At 54.9% G+C, this 17,002-nt stretch carries 8 protein-coding genes, 1 tRNA gene and 3 rRNA genes; 4 read left to right on the top strand and 8 right to left on the bottom strand.

Annotated features, from left to right (window positions below; all coding sequences use genetic code 11):
- Positions 1–8 precede the first annotated feature (8 nt).
- The 3 genes from OHJ17_RS06185 (at position 9) to OHJ17_RS06175 (ending at position 4,501) form a co-directional block, all read left to right on the top strand.
- Positions 9–2,660, top strand: a complete 2,652-nt coding sequence (locus OHJ17_RS06185; protein WP_004149373.1) for a bifunctional acetate--CoA ligase family protein/GNAT family N-acetyltransferase — start codon at positions 9–11, stop codon at positions 2,658–2,660.
- 120 nt (positions 2,661–2,780) lie between these two features.
- On the top strand, positions 2,781–4,136 hold the full coding sequence (pssA, locus tag OHJ17_RS06180) for a CDP-diacylglycerol--serine O-phosphatidyltransferase (protein WP_002914094.1): 1,356 nt from the start codon (positions 2,781–2,783) through the stop codon (positions 4,134–4,136).
- Between the two features lie 41 nt (positions 4,137–4,177).
- Positions 4,178–4,501 (top strand): YfiM family lipoprotein, encoded by a 324-nt coding sequence (locus tag OHJ17_RS06175; RefSeq protein WP_004888435.1) that lies wholly within the window; start codon positions 4,178–4,180, stop codon positions 4,499–4,501.
- A 3-nt stretch (positions 4,502–4,504) separates the two neighbouring features.
- Here the strand turns inward: OHJ17_RS06175 and OHJ17_RS06170 are convergent, their stop codons facing one another.
- The 8 genes from OHJ17_RS06170 to rluD form a co-directional block, all read right to left on the bottom strand.
- Positions 4,505–5,803 (bottom strand): MFS transporter, encoded by a 1,299-nt coding sequence (locus tag OHJ17_RS06170; RefSeq protein ID WP_032433440.1) that lies wholly within the window; start codon positions 5,801–5,803, stop codon positions 4,505–4,507.
- Positions 5,804–6,245: 442 nt separating this feature from the next.
- Positions 6,246–6,361 (bottom strand): 5S ribosomal RNA (rrf, locus tag OHJ17_RS06165).
- A 100-nt stretch (positions 6,362–6,461) separates the two neighbouring features.
- A 23S ribosomal RNA gene (locus OHJ17_RS06160) occupies positions 6,462–9,363 on the bottom strand.
- Between the two features lie 191 nt (positions 9,364–9,554).
- A tRNA-Glu gene (locus OHJ17_RS06155) sits at positions 9,555–9,630 on the bottom strand.
- Between the two features lie 85 nt (positions 9,631–9,715).
- Positions 9,716–11,255: ribosomal RNA gene (locus OHJ17_RS06150) — 16S ribosomal RNA — on the bottom strand.
- Together the 16S, 23S and 5S rRNA genes with 1 tRNA gene alongside form the textbook arrangement of a ribosomal RNA operon.
- Before the next feature lie 465 nt (positions 11,256–11,720).
- Positions 11,721–14,294, bottom strand: coding sequence for an ATP-dependent chaperone ClpB (clpB, locus tag OHJ17_RS06145; protein ID WP_008806080.1), 2,574 nt, complete (start codon positions 14,292–14,294; stop codon positions 11,721–11,723).
- A 129-nt stretch (positions 14,295–14,423) separates the two neighbouring features.
- Positions 14,424–15,155 (bottom strand): purine nucleoside phosphorylase YfiH, encoded by a 732-nt coding sequence (gene yfiH, locus OHJ17_RS06140; protein WP_008806081.1) that lies wholly within the window; start codon positions 15,153–15,155, stop codon positions 14,424–14,426.
- Positions 15,152–16,132, bottom strand: a complete 981-nt coding sequence (gene rluD / locus OHJ17_RS06135) for a 23S rRNA pseudouridine(1911/1915/1917) synthase RluD (RefSeq protein WP_032433442.1) — start codon at positions 16,130–16,132, stop codon at positions 15,152–15,154. The genes yfiH and rluD overlap by 4 nt, the downstream gene beginning before the upstream one ends.
- Before the next feature lie 131 nt (positions 16,133–16,263).
- Here rluD and bamD point away from each other — a divergent pair, with 131 nt between their 5' ends.
- Complete coding sequence (bamD, locus tag OHJ17_RS06130) at positions 16,264–17,001, top strand: outer membrane protein assembly factor BamD (protein WP_004145664.1); 738 nt, start codon at positions 16,264–16,266, stop codon at positions 16,999–17,001.
- Position 17,002: the final 1 nt, after the last annotated feature.

Raw genomic sequence — 17,002 nt, 5'->3', positions numbered from 1 at the left:
AGACCGGTATGAGCCAACGAGGCCTGGAAGCGCTGCTGCGACCAAAGTCCATCGCCGTTATTGGCGCATCAATGAAGCCGCAGCGCGCTGGCTATCTCATGATGCGCAACCTGTTAGCCGGCGGCTTCAATGGCCCGGTGATGCCGGTCACCCCCGCCTGGAAGGCGGTTCTTGGGGTACTGGCATGGCCTACCATCGAGAGCCTGCCGTTTACCCCGGATCTGGCGGTGCTCTGTACTAACGCCAGGCGTAATCTCGAATTGCTCGAAGCCTTAGGGCAAAAAGGCTGCAAGACCTGCATCATCCTCTCTTCGCAGCCGGAACAGTACCCGGCGCTGCTCGAATGCGCCGCGCGCTATCAGATGCGTCTGCTCGGCCCCAACAGTCTCGGACTGCTGGCCCCATGGCAAGGGCTGAACGCCAGCTTTTCACCGGTGCCGATCCATCGCGGTAAACTGGCCTTTATCTCGCAGTCGGCCGCCGTCTCCAATACTATCCTTGACTGGGCGCAACAGCGCGAGATGGGTTTTTCCTACTTCATCGCCCTGGGTGATAGCCTGGATATTGATGTCGATGACCTGCTGGACTTTCTGGCCCGCGACAGCAAGACCAGCGCCATTTTGCTGTACCTCGAGCATCTCAGCGACGCGCGCCGCTTTGTCTCCGCCGCGCGCAGCGCTTCGCGAAACAAACCTATCCTGGTGATTAAAAGCGGCCGTAGTCCGGCGGCGCAGAAGCTATTGCACGCCAATTCCGGGATGGACCCGGCATGGGATGCGGCCATTCAGCGCGCTGGTCTGCTGCGGGTGCAGGATACCCATGAGCTGTTCTCTGCGGTGGAAACCCTCAGCCACATGCGCCCGCTGCGCGGTGAAAAACTGATGATCGTCAGCAACGGTGCGGCGCCGGCGGCGCTGGCGCTGGATGAGCTTTGGTTGCGAAACGGTAAGCTGGCGACTCTCAGCGAGGAGACGCGCGACGCCCTGCGCCAGGCGTTGCCGGTTGGCGTGGAGATCGCCAACCCGCTGGATCTACGCGATGACGCCAGTAGCGAACACTATCAGCGGGCGGTGAATGTTTTGCTCAACAGTCAGGACTATGACGCGCTGCTGGTGATCCACTCTCCCAGCGCCGCCGCGCCGGGCACCGAGAGTGCCCTGGCCCTGATTGACGCTCTGAAGCATCACCCGCGCGGTAAATATGTCACCGTGCTGACCAACTGGTGCGGCGAATTTTCCTCGCAGGAAGCGCGACGTTTATTCAGCGATGCCGGCCTCCCTACCTACCGTACGCCGGAGGGCACGATCACCGCTTTTATGCATATGGTGGAATACCGTCGCAACCAGAAACAACTGCGCGAGACGCCGGTGCTACCAGACTCCTTAACCGCCAATACCAGCGAGGCGCATGCTCTGCTGCAGCAAGCGATAGAAGACGGCGCCACCACGCTGGATACTCACGAGGTCAGCCCGGTGCTTCGGGCCTATGGCATCCACACGCTGCCAACCTGGATTGCCGCTGACAGCGCGGAAGCGGTGCATATCGCTGAGCAGATAGGCTATCCGGTTGCGCTGAAGCTGCGTTCTCCGGATATCCCGCACAAATCGGAAGTACAGGGGGTCATGCTCTATTTGCGTACCGCCGCCGAGGTGCAGCAGGCTGCAGATGCGATGATCGATCGCGTCAAACTGGCCTGGCCCCAGGCGCGCATCCATGGATTGCTGGTGCAAAGCATGGCCAATCGCGCTGGCGCCCAGGAGCTAAGAGTAGTGGTTGAGCACGATCCCGTCTTCGGCCCGTTGATTATGCTGGGCGAGGGCGGCGTGGAGTGGCGGGCCGAGGACCAGGCCGCCGTGGCGCTGCCGCCGCTGAATATGAACCTGGCGCGTTATCTGGTGATCCAGGCGATCAAAAATAAGAAGATCCGCGGCCGCAGCGCCTTGCGCCCGCTGGATATCGCTGGCTTAAGCCAGCTGCTGGTTCAGGTCTCGAACCTGATCGTCGACTGCCCGGAGATCCAGCGCCTGGATATTCATCCCCTGCTCGCTTCCGGCAACGAGTTTACGGCGCTGGACGTTACCCTGGGGCTTGCTCCCTTCAGCGGCGACAGTGAAAGCCGTCTCGCTATTCGTCCCTATCCGCACCAACTGGAGGAGTGGGTGGTGATGAAAAATGGCGATCGCTGTCTGTTCCGGCCGATCCTCCCGGAAGATGAGCCACAGTTGCTCGCATTTATCGCCCAGGTCACCAAAGAAGATCTCTATTATCGCTATTTTAGTGAGATCAACGAATTTACCCATGACGACTTAGCCAATATGACCCAGATCGACTACGATCGAGAAATGGCGTTCGTTGCCGTCAGGACCAGCGCAGAGAAGAGCGAGATCCTCGGCGTGACGCGGGCGATCTCCGATCCCGATAATATTGACGCCGAGTTTGCCGTTCTGGTCCGTTCAGATTTAAAAGGGTTAGGCCTGGGGCGAAGGTTGCTGGAAAAGCTGATCGCCTATACGCAAAGCCATGGCCTGCAGCGCCTTAATGGTATTACGATGCCAAATAACCGAGGCATGATAGGCCTCGCCAGAAAGCTGGGATTCACCGTCGATATTCAGCTGGAAGATGGGATTGTCAGCCTGTCGCTGCCCCTGAATCAGGGATAATCGCGCGACGCTGACCGCAATTGTTGACCACATTAGCGGGTAGTAATGGTATTATTGCCCGCTTACGTCGTCTGCATGGTACAGAAGACCCTTCAATAAACAGAGAAGAAACGCACTGTGATGTTGTCAAAATTTAAGCGTAATAAACATCAACAACACCTTGCCCAACTCCCTAAGCTTTCTCAGTCAGTTGATGATGTAGAGTTCTTTTACGCCCCTGCGGAATTCAGGGAAGCGTTACTGACCCGGATTGCCCACGCCACTCAGCGTATATGCATTATTGCGCTCTATCTGGAGCAAGATGATGGCGGAAAAGGAATTTTGCAGGCCCTTTATGACGCCAAACGCCAGCGTCCGGAACTGGATGTCCGCGTTCTGGTGGACTGGCACCGCGCTCAGCGTGGCCGGATCGGCGCCGCCGCCTCTAATACCAATGCCGACTGGTATTGTCGGATGGCCAATGAAAATCCAGGGGTAGATATCCCCGTTTACGGCGTGCCGATTAACACCCGGGAGGCGCTCGGCGTTCTCCATTTCAAAGGCTTTATTATTGATGACTGCGTCCTCTACAGCGGCGCCAGCCTGAATGATGTTTATCTGCATCAGCATGATAAGTATCGCTATGATCGCTATCAGTGCATCCGTAACGGCAAAATGGCGGACATCATGTTCGACTGGGTCGACAACAATCTGGTTCAGGGGCGCGGCGTTAACCGTCTCGACAGACCGGATCGGCCAAGAAGCCCGGAAATCAAAAACGACATTCGCCAGTACCGTCAGGAGCTCCGCGACCGCAGCTACCATTTTGTCGGCACCGCTGGTGACGAAGAACTCTCCGTCACCCCGCTGGTAGGCCTGGGTAAATCGAGCCTGCTGAATAAAACCATCTTTCACCTGATGCCCTGTGCCGAACACAAGCTGACGATCTGCACCCCCTACTTCAACCTCCCTGCCGTACTGGTAAGAAATATCATCCAGCTGCTGCGCGACGGAAAACAGGTGGAGATTATTGTCGGCGATAAAACGGCTAACGATTTCTACATTCCTGAAGATCAGCCGTTTAAAATCATCGGCGCCCTTCCCTATCTGTATGAGATCAACCTGCGGCGTTTCCTCAGTCGGCTGCAGTATTATGTCAATACCGATCAGCTGATCGTCCGCCTGTGGAAGGATGACGATAACAGCTACCACCTGAAAGGCATGTGGGTTGACGATGAGTGGATGCTGCTCACTGGCAACAACCTGAACCCGCGCGCCTGGCGGCTCGATCTGGAAAACGCCATTCTGATCCACGATCCAAAGCGGCAGCTGGGGGCCATGCGGGAGAAAGAGCTGAAGCTCATCCGCACCCACACCACGGTAGTGAAACATTATCGGGATCTGCAAAGTATCGCCGACTATCCGGTGAAAGTGCGAAAACTGATCCGCCGCCTGCGGCGGATCCGCATTGACCGGCTGATCAGCCGTATTCTCTGACTATCAGCCCCGCCTCGACGGGGCTTTTTTCTGGAAGCGCTATGCGTACGATATTAGTGATTGCTTCGCTGCTGTTAACCGGCTGCAGCCACATGGCAAATGATGCATGGTCCGGTCAGGACAAAGCCCAGCATTTTCTGGCCTCAGCGATGCTCTCTGCCGCTGGCAATGAATATGCGCAACATCAGGGTTACAGCCGGGACCGCAGCGCCGCTATCGGCCTGATGTTTTCCGTCAGCCTTGGCGCCTCAAAAGAGCTTTGGGACAGCCGCCCGGCTGGGAGCGGCTGGAGCTGGAAGGATTTTGCCTGGGATGTCGCCGGCGCGACCACCGGCTACGCTGTATGGCAGTTGGCTCATCAGTAAGCGTTACAGACGCAACCCCTTCCCTTTGCGATGCAACATCAGGGAGACAAGGAAGGCAATGGCGGCCATCACCGTCACATACCAGTAGAACGCGTGCTCTATCCCTGCCGACTTAAGCGACAGCGCGACGTACTCCGCAGAGCCGCCGAACAATGCGTTCGCGACGGCATAGGACAACCCGACCCCAAGCGCGCGAACCTGAGCCGGGAACATCTCTGCTTTCAGGATGCCGCTGATCGAGGTATAGAAACTGACAATCAGTAAGGCGCAGATCACCAGGCCGAAGGCGGCATAGGGTGAGCTCACTTTTTGCAAGGCGCTGAGAATAGGCACGGTAAATAACGTCGCCAGCACGCCAAAGCACAGCATGGAGGTCCGGCGGCCAACTTTATCCGAGAAGGCGCCGAATAGCGGCTGAACCAGCATATAAACGAACAGCGCCGCGGTCATGATCACGCTGGCGGTGCTGGCCGTCATGCCCGCCGTGTTGACCAGATACTTTTGCATATAGGTGGTGAAGGTGTAGAAGGTCAGCGATCCGGCGGCGGTAAAGCCTAACACCATCGCAAAGGCCCGGCGATTGCGCCACAACCCTTTAAATGAGCCAGCCTCTTTCAGCGCCCGGGTCTCTTGCTTCGAGGTTTCGTCCAGCTGGCGACGCAGCCACAGCGCGACGATAGCCAGTACCGCCCCGAGGGCAAAAGGAATACGCCATCCCCAGGCATGGAGATCTTCATCGTTAAGCACCTGCTGGAGCGCCACAACCACTAATACAGCCAGCAGTTGACCACCAATCAGCGTAACGTACTGGAAGGAGGCATAGAAGCCTTTCTTACCCTCCACCGCGACTTCACTCATATAGGTCGCACTGGTGCCGTATTCTCCGCCAACAGACAGCCCCTGGAACAGACGCGCCAGCAGCAGAAGCGCCGGGGCCCAGGAGCCGATCACCGCATAACCCGGCAGACAGGCAATCACCAGTGAGCCAAAGCACATCATGCAGACCGAGATAAGCATGGACGTTTTACGTCCCCGGCGGTCAGCGATCCGACCAAACAGCCATCCACCGATAGGACGCATCAGAAATCCGGCGGCAAATACGCCTGCCGTTTGCAGCAGTTGGGTGGTGGTATTTCCGGATGGAAAGAAGATGTGCGCGAAATAGAGCGAGCAGAATGAGTAAACGTAAAAATCAAACCATTCAACCAGATTCCCCGAGGAAGCGCCAACAATTGCCCAAATACGACGACGGGTATCGGCCAGTTCCGGCGCGCCCCGTTCGGTAATGCTACTTTCTGTCATTGTTATATTGCTCCAGCAAAGACTGCAATCTGTCTTGTCGGGCGTACCACGTCACGCAGACAAATTAATTAGTAAACTAAATGTTATATAATTGTTATTTTTTTATATGTGATTGGATTCACATTTTTTTTCGCAAGCACGGTTTTCGCGATCATCGCCAGCGCAGGGGCAGGGAAAAAGTGGATTATGGCGAAGGGATTGCCATGACGGGGTTTTATTTTGCGTTGAAAGGAGATAATGGAGCGAACATGGCGTAATTCTCGCCGGAGGCGGTGCTGCGCACTTTGTCCGGGCTACGCTTTTGTAGCCCCGGTAAGCGCAGCGCCACCGGGGGAGATATACCCCACACAGCAAAAAAACCCGCACCTTTCGGGACGGGGTTCTTTTTAAACGCAAAAACAAAAAGCCCGGTCTTTTGACCGGGCTTTCTGCTTTATTTGATGCCTGGCAGTTCCCTACTCTCACATGGGGAGACCCCACACTACCATCGGCGCTACGGCGTTTCACTTCTGAGTTCGGCATGGGGTCAGGTGGGACCACCGCGCTAGTGCCGCCAGGCAAATTCTTTGTGCTCAGTATGCAATTCTTTATATTGCGTACTCAACTCTGAATCTAAGCTGAAAATTCTCTCAATCCGCCAAAACATCTTCGGCGTTGTAAGGTTAAGCCTCACGGTTCATTAGTACCGGTTAGCTCAACGCATCGCTGCGCTTACACACCCGGCCTATCAACGTCGTCGTCTTCAACGTTCCTTCAGGAGACTTAAAGTCTCAGGGAGAACTCATCTCGGGGCAAGTTTCGTGCTTAGATGCTTTCAGCACTTATCTCTTCCGCATTTAGCTACCGGGCAGTGCCATTGGCATGACAACCCGAACACCAGTGATGCGTCCACTCCGGTCCTCTCGTACTAGGAGCAGCCCCCCTCAATTCTCCAGCGCCCACGGCAGATAGGGACCGAACTGTCTCACGACGTTCTAAACCCAGCTCGCGTACCACTTTAAATGGCGAACAGCCATACCCTTGGGACCTACTTCAGCCCCAGGATGTGATGAGCCGACATCGAGGTGCCAAACACCGCCGTCGATATGAACTCTTGGGCGGTATCAGCCTGTTATCCCCGGAGTACCTTTTATCCGTTGAGCGATGGCCCTTCCATTCAGAACCACCGGATCACTATGACCTGCTTTCGCACCTGCTCGCGCCGTCACGCTCGCAGTCAAGCTAGCTTATGCCATTGCACTAACCTCCTGATGTCCGACCAGGATTAGCTAACCTTCGTGCTCCTCCGTTACGCTTTGGGAGGAGACCGCCCCAGTCAAACTACCCACCAGACACTGTCCGCAACCCCGGTAAGGGGCCAACGTTAGAACATCAAACATTAAAGGGTGGTATTTCAAGGTTGGCTCCACGCAGACTGGCGTCCACGCTTCAAAGCCTCCCACCTATCCTACACATCAAGGCTCAATGTTCAGTGTCAAGCTATAGTAAAGGTTCACGGGGTCTTTCCGTCTTGCCGCGGGTACACTGCATCTTCACAGCGAGTTCAATTTCACTGAGTCTCGGGTGGAGACAGCCTGGCCATCATTACGCCATTCGTGCAGGTCGGAACTTACCCGACAAGGAATTTCGCTACCTTAGGACCGTTATAGTTACGGCCGCCGTTTACCGGGGCTTCGATCAAGAGCTTCTCCTTACGGATAACCCCATCAATTAACCTTCCGGCACCGGGCAGGCGTCACACCGTATACGTCCACTTTCGTGTTTGCACAGTGCTGTGTTTTTAATAAACAGTTGCAGCCAGCTGGTATCTTCGACTGGTCTCAGCTCCATCCGCAGGGACTTCACCTACACACCAGCGTGCCTTCTCCCGAAGTTACGGCACCATTTTGCCTAGTTCCTTCACCCGAGTTCTCTCAAGCGCCTTGGTATTCTCTACCTGACCACCTGTGTCGGTTTGGGGTACGATTTGATGTTACCTGATGCTTAGAGGCTTTTCCTGGAAGCAGGGCATTTGTTACTTCAGCACCGTAGTGCCTCGTCATCACACCTCAGCCTTGATTATCCGGATTTGCCTGGATAACCAGCCTACATGCTTAAACCGGGACAACCGTCGCCCGGCTAACATAGCCTTCTCCGTCCCCCCTTCGCAGTAACACCAAGTACAGGAATATTAACCTGTTTCCCATCGACTACGCCTTTCGGCCTCGCCTTAGGGGTCGACTCACCCTGCCCCGATTAACGTTGGACAGGAACCCTTGGTCTTCCGGCGAGCGGGCTTTTCACCCGCTTTATCGTTACTTATGTCAGCATTCGCACTTCTGATACCTCCAGCAACCCTCACAGGTCACCTTCGCAGGCTTACAGAACGCTCCCCTACCCAACAACACATAGTGTCGCTGCCGCAGCTTCGGTGCATGGTTTAGCCCCGTTACATCTTCCGCGCAGGCCGACTCGACCAGTGAGCTATTACGCTTTCTTTAAATGATGGCTGCTTCTAAGCCAACATCCTGGCTGTCTGTGCCTTCCCACATCGTTTCCCACTTAACCATGACTTTGGGACCTTAGCTGGCGGTCTGGGTTGTTTCCCTCTTCACGACGGACGTTAGCACCCGCCGTGTGTCTCCCGTGATAACATTCTTCGGTATTCGTAGTTTGCATCGGGTTGGTAAGTCGGGATGACCCCCTAGCCGAAACAGTGCTCTACCCCCGAAGATGAATTCACGAGGCGCTACCTAAATAGCTTTCGGGGAGAACCAGCTATCTCCCGGTTTGATTGGCCTTTCACCCCCAGCCACAAGTCATCCGCTAATTTTTCAACATTAGTCGGTTCGGTCCTCCAGTTAGTGTTACCCAACCTTCAACCTGCCCATGGCTAGATCACCGGGTTTCGGGTCTATACCCTGCAACTTAACGCCCAGTTAAGACTCGGTTTCCCTGCGGCTCCCCTATACGGTTAACCTTGCTACAGAATATAAGTCGCTGACCCATTATACAAAAGGTACGCAGTCACACCCGAAGGTGCTCCCACTGCTTGTACGTACACGGTTTCAGGTTCTTTTTCACTCCCCTCGCCGGGGTTCTTTTCGCCTTTCCCTCACGGTACTGGTTCACTATCGGTCAGTCAGGAGTATTTAGCCTTGGAGGATGGTCCCCCCATATTCAGACAGGATACCACGTGTCCCGCCCTACTCTTCGAGTTCACAGCCTGTGCATTTTGGTGTACGGGACTATCACCCTGTACCGTCGGACTTTCCAGACCGTTCCACTAACACACAAGCTGATTCAGACTCTGGGCTGCTCCCCGTTCGCTCGCCGCTACTGGGGGAATCTCGGTTGATTTCTTTTCCTCGGGGTACTTAGATGTTTCAGTTCCCCCGGTTCGCCTCGTTAACCTATGTATTCAGTTAACGATAGTGCAACGAATTGCACTGGGTTTCCCCATTCGGACATCGCCGGTTATAACGGTTCATATCACCTTACCGACGCTTTTCGCAGATTAGCACGTCCTTCATCGCCTCTGACTGCCAGGGCATCCACCGTGTACGCTTAGTCGCTTAACCTCACAACCCGAAGATGTTTCGTAAAACACCATCGTGTCGCGAAAATTTGAGAGACTCGAACACACCATTAAAGATGTGTCGTTTCAATTTTCAGCTTGATCCAGATTTTTAAAGAGCAAATATCTCAAACATCACCCGAAGATGAGTTTTGAGATACATCGGCACGCGTCTTTCACTCACGAACCAGCAAGTGGCGTCCCCTAGGGGATTCGAACCCCTGTTACCGCCGTGAAAGGGCGGTGTCCTGGGCCTCTAGACGAAGGGGACACTGAAGTCTCAATCGCAAGACGCCTTGCTTCTTTACTTTCATCAGACAATCTGTGTGAGCACTACAAAGGCAGGTTCTTTAAGGTAAGGAGGTGATCCAACCGCAGGTTCCCCTACGGTTACCTTGTTACGACTTCACCCCAGTCATGAATCACAAAGTGGTAAGCGCCCTCCCGAAGGTTAAGCTACCTACTTCTTTTGCAACCCACTCCCATGGTGTGACGGGCGGTGTGTACAAGGCCCGGGAACGTATTCACCGTAGCATTCTGATCTACGATTACTAGCGATTCCGACTTCATGGAGTCGAGTTGCAGACTCCAATCCGGACTACGACATACTTTATGAGGTCCGCTTGCTCTCGCGAGGTCGCTTCTCTTTGTATATGCCATTGTAGCACGTGTGTAGCCCTGGTCGTAAGGGCCATGATGACTTGACGTCATCCCCACCTTCCTCCAGTTTATCACTGGCAGTCTCCTTTGAGTTCCCGGCCGAACCGCTGGCAACAAAGGATAAGGGTTGCGCTCGTTGCGGGACTTAACCCAACATTTCACAACACGAGCTGACGACAGCCATGCAGCACCTGTCTCACAGTTCCCGAAGGCACCAATCCATCTCTGGAAAGTTCTGTGGATGTCAAGACCAGGTAAGGTTCTTCGCGTTGCATCGAATTAAACCACATGCTCCACCGCTTGTGCGGGCCCCCGTCAATTCATTTGAGTTTTAACCTTGCGGCCGTACTCCCCAGGCGGTCGATTTAACGCGTTAGCTCCGGAAGCCACGCCTCAAGGGCACAACCTCCAAATCGACATCGTTTACGGCGTGGACTACCAGGGTATCTAATCCTGTTTGCTCCCCACGCTTTCGCACCTGAGCGTCAGTCTTTGTCCAGGGGGCCGCCTTCGCCACCGGTATTCCTCCAGATCTCTACGCATTTCACCGCTACACCTGGAATTCTACCCCCCTCTACAAGACTCTAGCCTGCCAGTTTCGAATGCAGTTCCCAGGTTGAGCCCGGGGATTTCACATCCGACTTGACAGACCGCCTGCGTGCGCTTTACGCCCAGTAATTCCGATTAACGCTTGCACCCTCCGTATTACCGCGGCTGCTGGCACGGAGTTAGCCGGTGCTTCTTCTGCGGGTAACGTCAATCGCCAAGGTTATTAACCTTAACGCCTTCCTCCCCGCTGAAAGTGCTTTACAACCCGAAGGCCTTCTTCACACACGCGGCATGGCTGCATCAGGCTTGCGCCCATTGTGCAATATTCCCCACTGCTGCCTCCCGTAGGAGTCTGGACCGTGTCTCAGTTCCAGTGTGGCTGGTCATCCTCTCAGACCAGCTAGGGATCGTCGCCTAGGTGAGCCGTTACCCCACCTACTAGCTAATCCCATCTGGGCACATCTGATGGCATGAGGCCCGAAGGTCCCCCACTTTGGTCTTGCGACGTTATGCGGTATTAGCTACCGTTTCCAGTAGTTATCCCCCTCCATCAGGCAGTTTCCCAGACATTACTCACCCGTCCGCCGCTCGTCACCCGAGAGCAAGCTCTCTGTGCTACCGCTCGACTTGCATGTGTTAGGCCTGCCGCCAGCGTTCAATCTGAGCCATGATCAAACTCTTCAATTTAAGTTTGATGCTCGTGAATTAAACTTCGTAATGAATTACGTATGTTCACTCAGAGACTTGGTATTCATTTTTCGTCCGAGGACGTTAAGAATCCATGTCACTTTGAGTGCCCACACAGATTGTCTGATAAATTGTTAAAGAGCAGTTGCGACGCGCTTTAGCGCTCTGTCGCGAGGTCCCGTATAATACGTTTTCCTCATTCAGAGTCAAGCGCTTATTTTGCTTTTCTCTGTCGGCTTTCAACGTCGATTTCCGTCGTTGAATCCTCCTGACCCGGCGGCTTGTTTGCCGTTGTTCCGTGTCAGTGGAGGCGCATTATAGGGAGTAATTCTGAAGTGACAAGGATAAATTCAAAAAAAGAATTCAACCGCTCACTTTTCAACCAAACCAGGTGTTGAGCTTTAATTCTTGCCTGGTTTTTAAACAAAAACGAGCCCGTTGGGCCCGTTTTTGTCGTTTTGTGATTTACTGCACTGCCACAATACGGTCGTCTTTCACCACCAGCTCGACAGCTTTCCCCGGAACCAGCTCACCGGAAAGGATCTGCTGGGCTAACGGGTTCTCAATCTGCTGCTGAATAGCGCGTTTCAGTGGCCGCGCGCCGTATACCGGATCGTAACCGTTGGCGCTCAGCAACTTCAGCGCCTCATCGGACATCCGCACTTCATACCCACGCTCTTCCAGGCGTTTATACAAACGCTGCAGCTGGATCTGGGCAATAGAAGCAATGTGTTTCTCACCCAGAGGATGGAAGACCACCACTTCGTCGATACGGTTAATAAACTCCGGACGGAAGTTCTGGCTTACCACTCCCAGTACCAGATCCTTCATATGACCGTAGTCCAGTTCGCCAAACCGTTCCTGAATCAGATCGGAACCGAGGTTCGAGGTCATGATGACCACCGTATTACGGAAGTCGACCGTTCTCCCCTGCCCGTCGGTCAGACGCCCGTCGTCGAGTACCTGCAGCAGAATGTTGAACACATCCGGGTGCGCTTTTTCCACTTCATCCAGCAGAATGACGGAATAAGGACGACGACGCACCGCCTCGGTCAGGTAACCGCCCTCTTCATAGCCGACGTATCCCGGAGGCGCACCGACCAGACGCGAGACGGAGTGTTTCTCCATAAACTCGGACATATCGATACGCACCATCGCGTCGTCGCTGTCGAACATAAAGTTAGCCAGCGTTTTACACAGCTCGGTTTTACCGACCCCGGTTGGACCGAGGAACAGGAACGAACCAATCGGCCGGTTCGGATCGGATAGCCCAGCGCGGCTACGGCGAATGGCGTTCGATACCGCTTCAACCGCCTCATCCTGGCCAATCACCCGATGATGCAGCTCCTGCTCCATACGCAGCAGTTTGTCGCGCTCGCTTTCCATCATCCGGGAGACAGGGATACCGGTCCAGCGGGCCAGCACTTCGGCGATCTCAGCATCCGTCACTTTATTACGCAGCAGACGCATGGTTTTCCCTTCGGACTGAGTGGCAGCCGCCAGCTGTTTCTCCAGTTCCGGAATTTTGCCGTACTGCAGCTCGGACATCCGCGCCAGATCGCCGACGCGACGCGCCTGTTCGATAGCGATTTTCGCCTGTTCCAGCTCGGCTTTAATAGTCTGGGTGCCGGAGAGAGAGGCTTTTTCCGCTTTCCACTCTTCTTCCAGCACCGAGTACTGCCGTTCTTTATCCGCCAGCTCCTCGTTGAGCATATCGAGACGTTTCAGGCTCGCTTCATCAGACTCTTTCTTCAGCGCCTGCTGTTCCAGTTTCAGCTGGATAATACGTCTATCGAGACGGTCCAGCTCTTCCGGCTTGGAGTCGATCTGCATACGAATGCTGGACGCCGCCTCATCGATAAGGTCGATGGCTTTATCCGGCAGCTGACGGTCGGCAATATAGCGATGCGACAAGGTCGCCGCCGCGACAATCGCCGGGTCAGTGATCTGCACGTGGTGGTGCAGCTCGTAACGTTCTTTCAGGCCACGCAGAATAGCGATGGTATCTTCTACCGTCGGCTCGGCGACGAACACTTTCTGGAAGCGACGTTCCAGCGCGGCGTCTTTTTCGATGTACTGACGGTATTCATCAAGCGTTGTCGCCCCGACGCAGTGCAGTTCACCACGCGCCAGCGCCGGCTTCAGCATGTTACCCGCATCCATCGCGCCGTCGGCTTTACCAGCGCCCACCATGGTATGCAGTTCGTCGATAAACAGAATGACGTTGCCTTCCTGTTTTGACAGGTCAGTCAGCACGCCTTTCAGACGCTCTTCAAACTCACCGCGGTATTTCGCCCCGGCCACCAGCGCCCCCATATCCAGCGCCAATACCCGACGGCCTTTCAACCCTTCTGGTACTTCGCCGTTGACGATACGCTGCGCCAGTCCTTCGACGATTGCCGTTTTACCCACCCCGGGTTCACCAATCAGTACCGGGTTGTTTTTGGTACGACGCTGCAGTACCTGGATGGTACGGCGAATCTCTTCATCACGGCCGATCACCGGATCCAGCTTGCCCTGCTCGGCTCGCTCGGTCAGATCGACGGTAAATTTCTTCAATGCCTGACGTTGGTCTTCGGCACCCTGATCGTTCACGCTTTCACCTCCGCGCATTTGTTCAATCGCCTGAGTCACGTTGGCGGTTGTTGCTCCGGCGGATTTTAAAAGGTCGGTCAGCGTACCGCGCGATTCAAGCGCCGCCAGAACGAACAGTTCCGACGAAATAAAGTTGTCCTTTTTCTTTTGCGCCAGCTTGTCGCAAAGGTTCAGGATCCGCACTAAATCCTGAGAAGGTTGTACATCGCCGCCGGTGCCTTCCACCTGCGGTAAACGGCTCAAGGCCTGCTCGATGTCAGTGCGTAGTTTCCCGGCATTGACGCCCGCCGAGGTTAATAAAGGACGTACCGATCCCCCTTCCTGATTCAGTAAGGCGCTCATTAAATGAAGAGGTTCGATGAATTGGTTGTCGTGCCCGAGTGCGAGTGACTGGGCATCGGCAAGAGCAAGCTGGAATTTATTGGTAAGACGATCCAGACGCATAACTCCTCCCATAAACAGGTCAAATTTGCTACTGGAGATTAAATGAGGTCATCCCTCAATTATTCAAGGTTAAAGACCTGAACTATGCGAAAAATAAGTTTGCCTTCTGGATCGTCTTGATTCTCTAGGTTATATCAGCCAAATGAAACTTGCCATACGACCGGTGGTCTTGTCGCGCCGGTAAGAGAAAAAATCATCCTTTTCGCTTAGCGTGCAGCGATCGCCGCCGAAAATCTGCTCAACGCCGACGTTTGCCAGACGCTGCCGAGCCAGTTGATAGATATCAGCAAAATATTTCTCGCCTGCCGGACGAAAAGCCCGGTGCGCGTTCTCGTCTTTCGCCATAAAGGCATCCCGGACTTCCGGCCCCACCTCAAATGCCTGCGGACCAATGGCAGGGCCCAGCCACGCCATCATGTTTTCGGCTTTATCGGCGAAACGGGCAACCGTCTCTTCCAGAACCCCTTCGCATAAGCCGCGCCATCCCGCATGCGCCGCGGCGACTTCGGTGCCGTCGCGGTTACAGAACAGGACCGGCAGGCAGTCGGCGGTCATCACCGCACAGACGGTGCCTGGCGTACGACTATAAGAAGCATCTGCGCGTTTCGATGGATAGGGTCCGCCGTCCAGCGTCAGAACATCGGTGCCATGAACCTGCTCCAGCCAAACCGGGTAAGACGGCAAGCCACCGGCGGCAAACATCCGCCGCCGGTTTTCTTCAACATGCTGCAGATTGTCTCCGCAATGGGCGCCCAGGTTGAGCGAGTCATAGGGCGGCAGACTCACGCCGCCAATGCGGGTCGAACTACAGGCCGCCACGCTGCGGGGCATCGGCCACTGCGGTACAATCAGTTTAGTCATAACCAGTCAATATCGTCCTTATGGGCTTCAAAATCGGCACGCATCGCCTCGATGAGCTCGACCATATCCTGTGGGATGGGCGCATGCCACTCCATTTCAATGCCGGTGATCGGGTGATACAGACGCAACATGGTGGCGTGCAGCGCCTGACGGTCGAATTTACGCAGCGCGGTGATGAACTCCTCCGACGCGCCCTTCGGCGGACGCGGCCGGCCGCCATACACCTGGTCACCCACCAGCGGATGGGTGATATGCGACATATGCACACGGATCTGATGCGTACGACCGGTTTCCAGGCGCAGGCGCAGGCGCGTATGGATGCGGAAATGTTCCATAATCCGGTAGTGGGTCACCGCCGGTTTGCCCATCGGATGCACCGCCATATGGGTACGTTTTGTCGGATGACGACTGATCGGCTCTTCCACTGTGCCACCGGAAGTCATGTGGCCGATGGCCACCGCTTCATACTCGCGAGTGATCTCGCGCAGCTGCAGCGACTCCACCAGCCGGGTTTGTGCCGGAATGGTTTTCGCCACCACCATCAGACCGGTGGTGTCTTTATCCAGACGGTGCACGATCCCCGCGCGCGGCACATCGGCAATCGGCGGATAGTAGTGCAGCAGCGCATTCAGCACAGTACCGTCAGGGTTGCCCGCGCCAGGATGCACAACCAGATCGCGCGGTTTGTTAATCACGAGGATGTCATCATCTTCGTAAACGATATTGAGCGGAATATCCTGCGGCTGGAAGCGCGCCTCTTCTTCGATTTCGACATCGATAGCGATGTGCTCTCCCCCCAGCACTTTTTCTTTCGGCTTATCGCCAATGGTGCCATTGACTAATACGCGTTGGTCGAGGATCCATTCTTTTATCCGCGATCGCGAATAATCAGGGAACAATTCGGCCAAAGCCTGATCTAAGCGTTGACCGAGTTGATTTTCGGTCACCGTTGCGGTGAGTTGTACTCGTTGTGCCATATACAGCTTCTTCGTTTAACGTTGGGTTTTACGGCTTTGCCGTTTAATATAGTGTGCTATTGTAGCTGGTCTTAATCGGGAGCAGGAACAGAGATTCTCCCGCATAAACATTTTGAGGAAGTCAAAACGTCATGACGCGCATGAAATACCTGGTGGCAGCCGCCACACTGAGCCTGGCTTTGGTGGGTTGCTCCGGCTCTAAGGAAGAGGTGCCTGATAATCCGCCGAATGAAATCTACGCGACCGCCCAGCAAAAACTGCAGGACGGTAACTGGAAACAGGCGATAACGCAACTGGAAGCATTGGATAATCGTTATCCATTCGGCCCTTATTCCCAACAGGTACAGCTGGATCTGATTTATGCGTATTATAAAAACGCCGATCTTCCTCTGGCTCAGGCGGCTATCGATCGCTTCATGCGTTTGAACCCCACCCATCCGAACATCGACTATGTCATCTATATGCGCGGCCTGACCAACATGGCCCTGGATGACAGCGCCCTGCAGGGCTTCTTCGGCGTTGATCGCTCCGACCGCGATCCGCAGCACGCGCGCGATGCCTTCAATGACTTCTCCAAACTGGTGCGTGGTTATCCGAACAGCCAGTACGCCACTGACGCCTATAAACGCATGGTGTTCCTGAAAGATCGTCTGGCCAAATATGAGCTGTCGGTCGTGGATTACTACACCGATCGTGGCGCATGGGTTGCCGTGGTTAACCGTGTGGAAGGGATGATGCGTAATTATCCGGATACCCAGGCCACCCGCGACGCCCTGCCGAAGATGGAAAACGCCTATCGTCAGATGCAAATGAACGCTCAGGCGGACAAAGTCGCGAAGATTATCGCCGCGAACAGCAAGAACACCTGAG

Origin of the sequence: Klebsiella sp. KP20-425-1 (assembly GCF_025813515.1) — a bacterium.
Lineage (GTDB): Bacteria > Pseudomonadota > Gammaproteobacteria > Enterobacterales > Enterobacteriaceae > Klebsiella > Klebsiella pneumoniae.
This window is presented reverse-complemented; position numbering and strand designations above follow the sequence as displayed.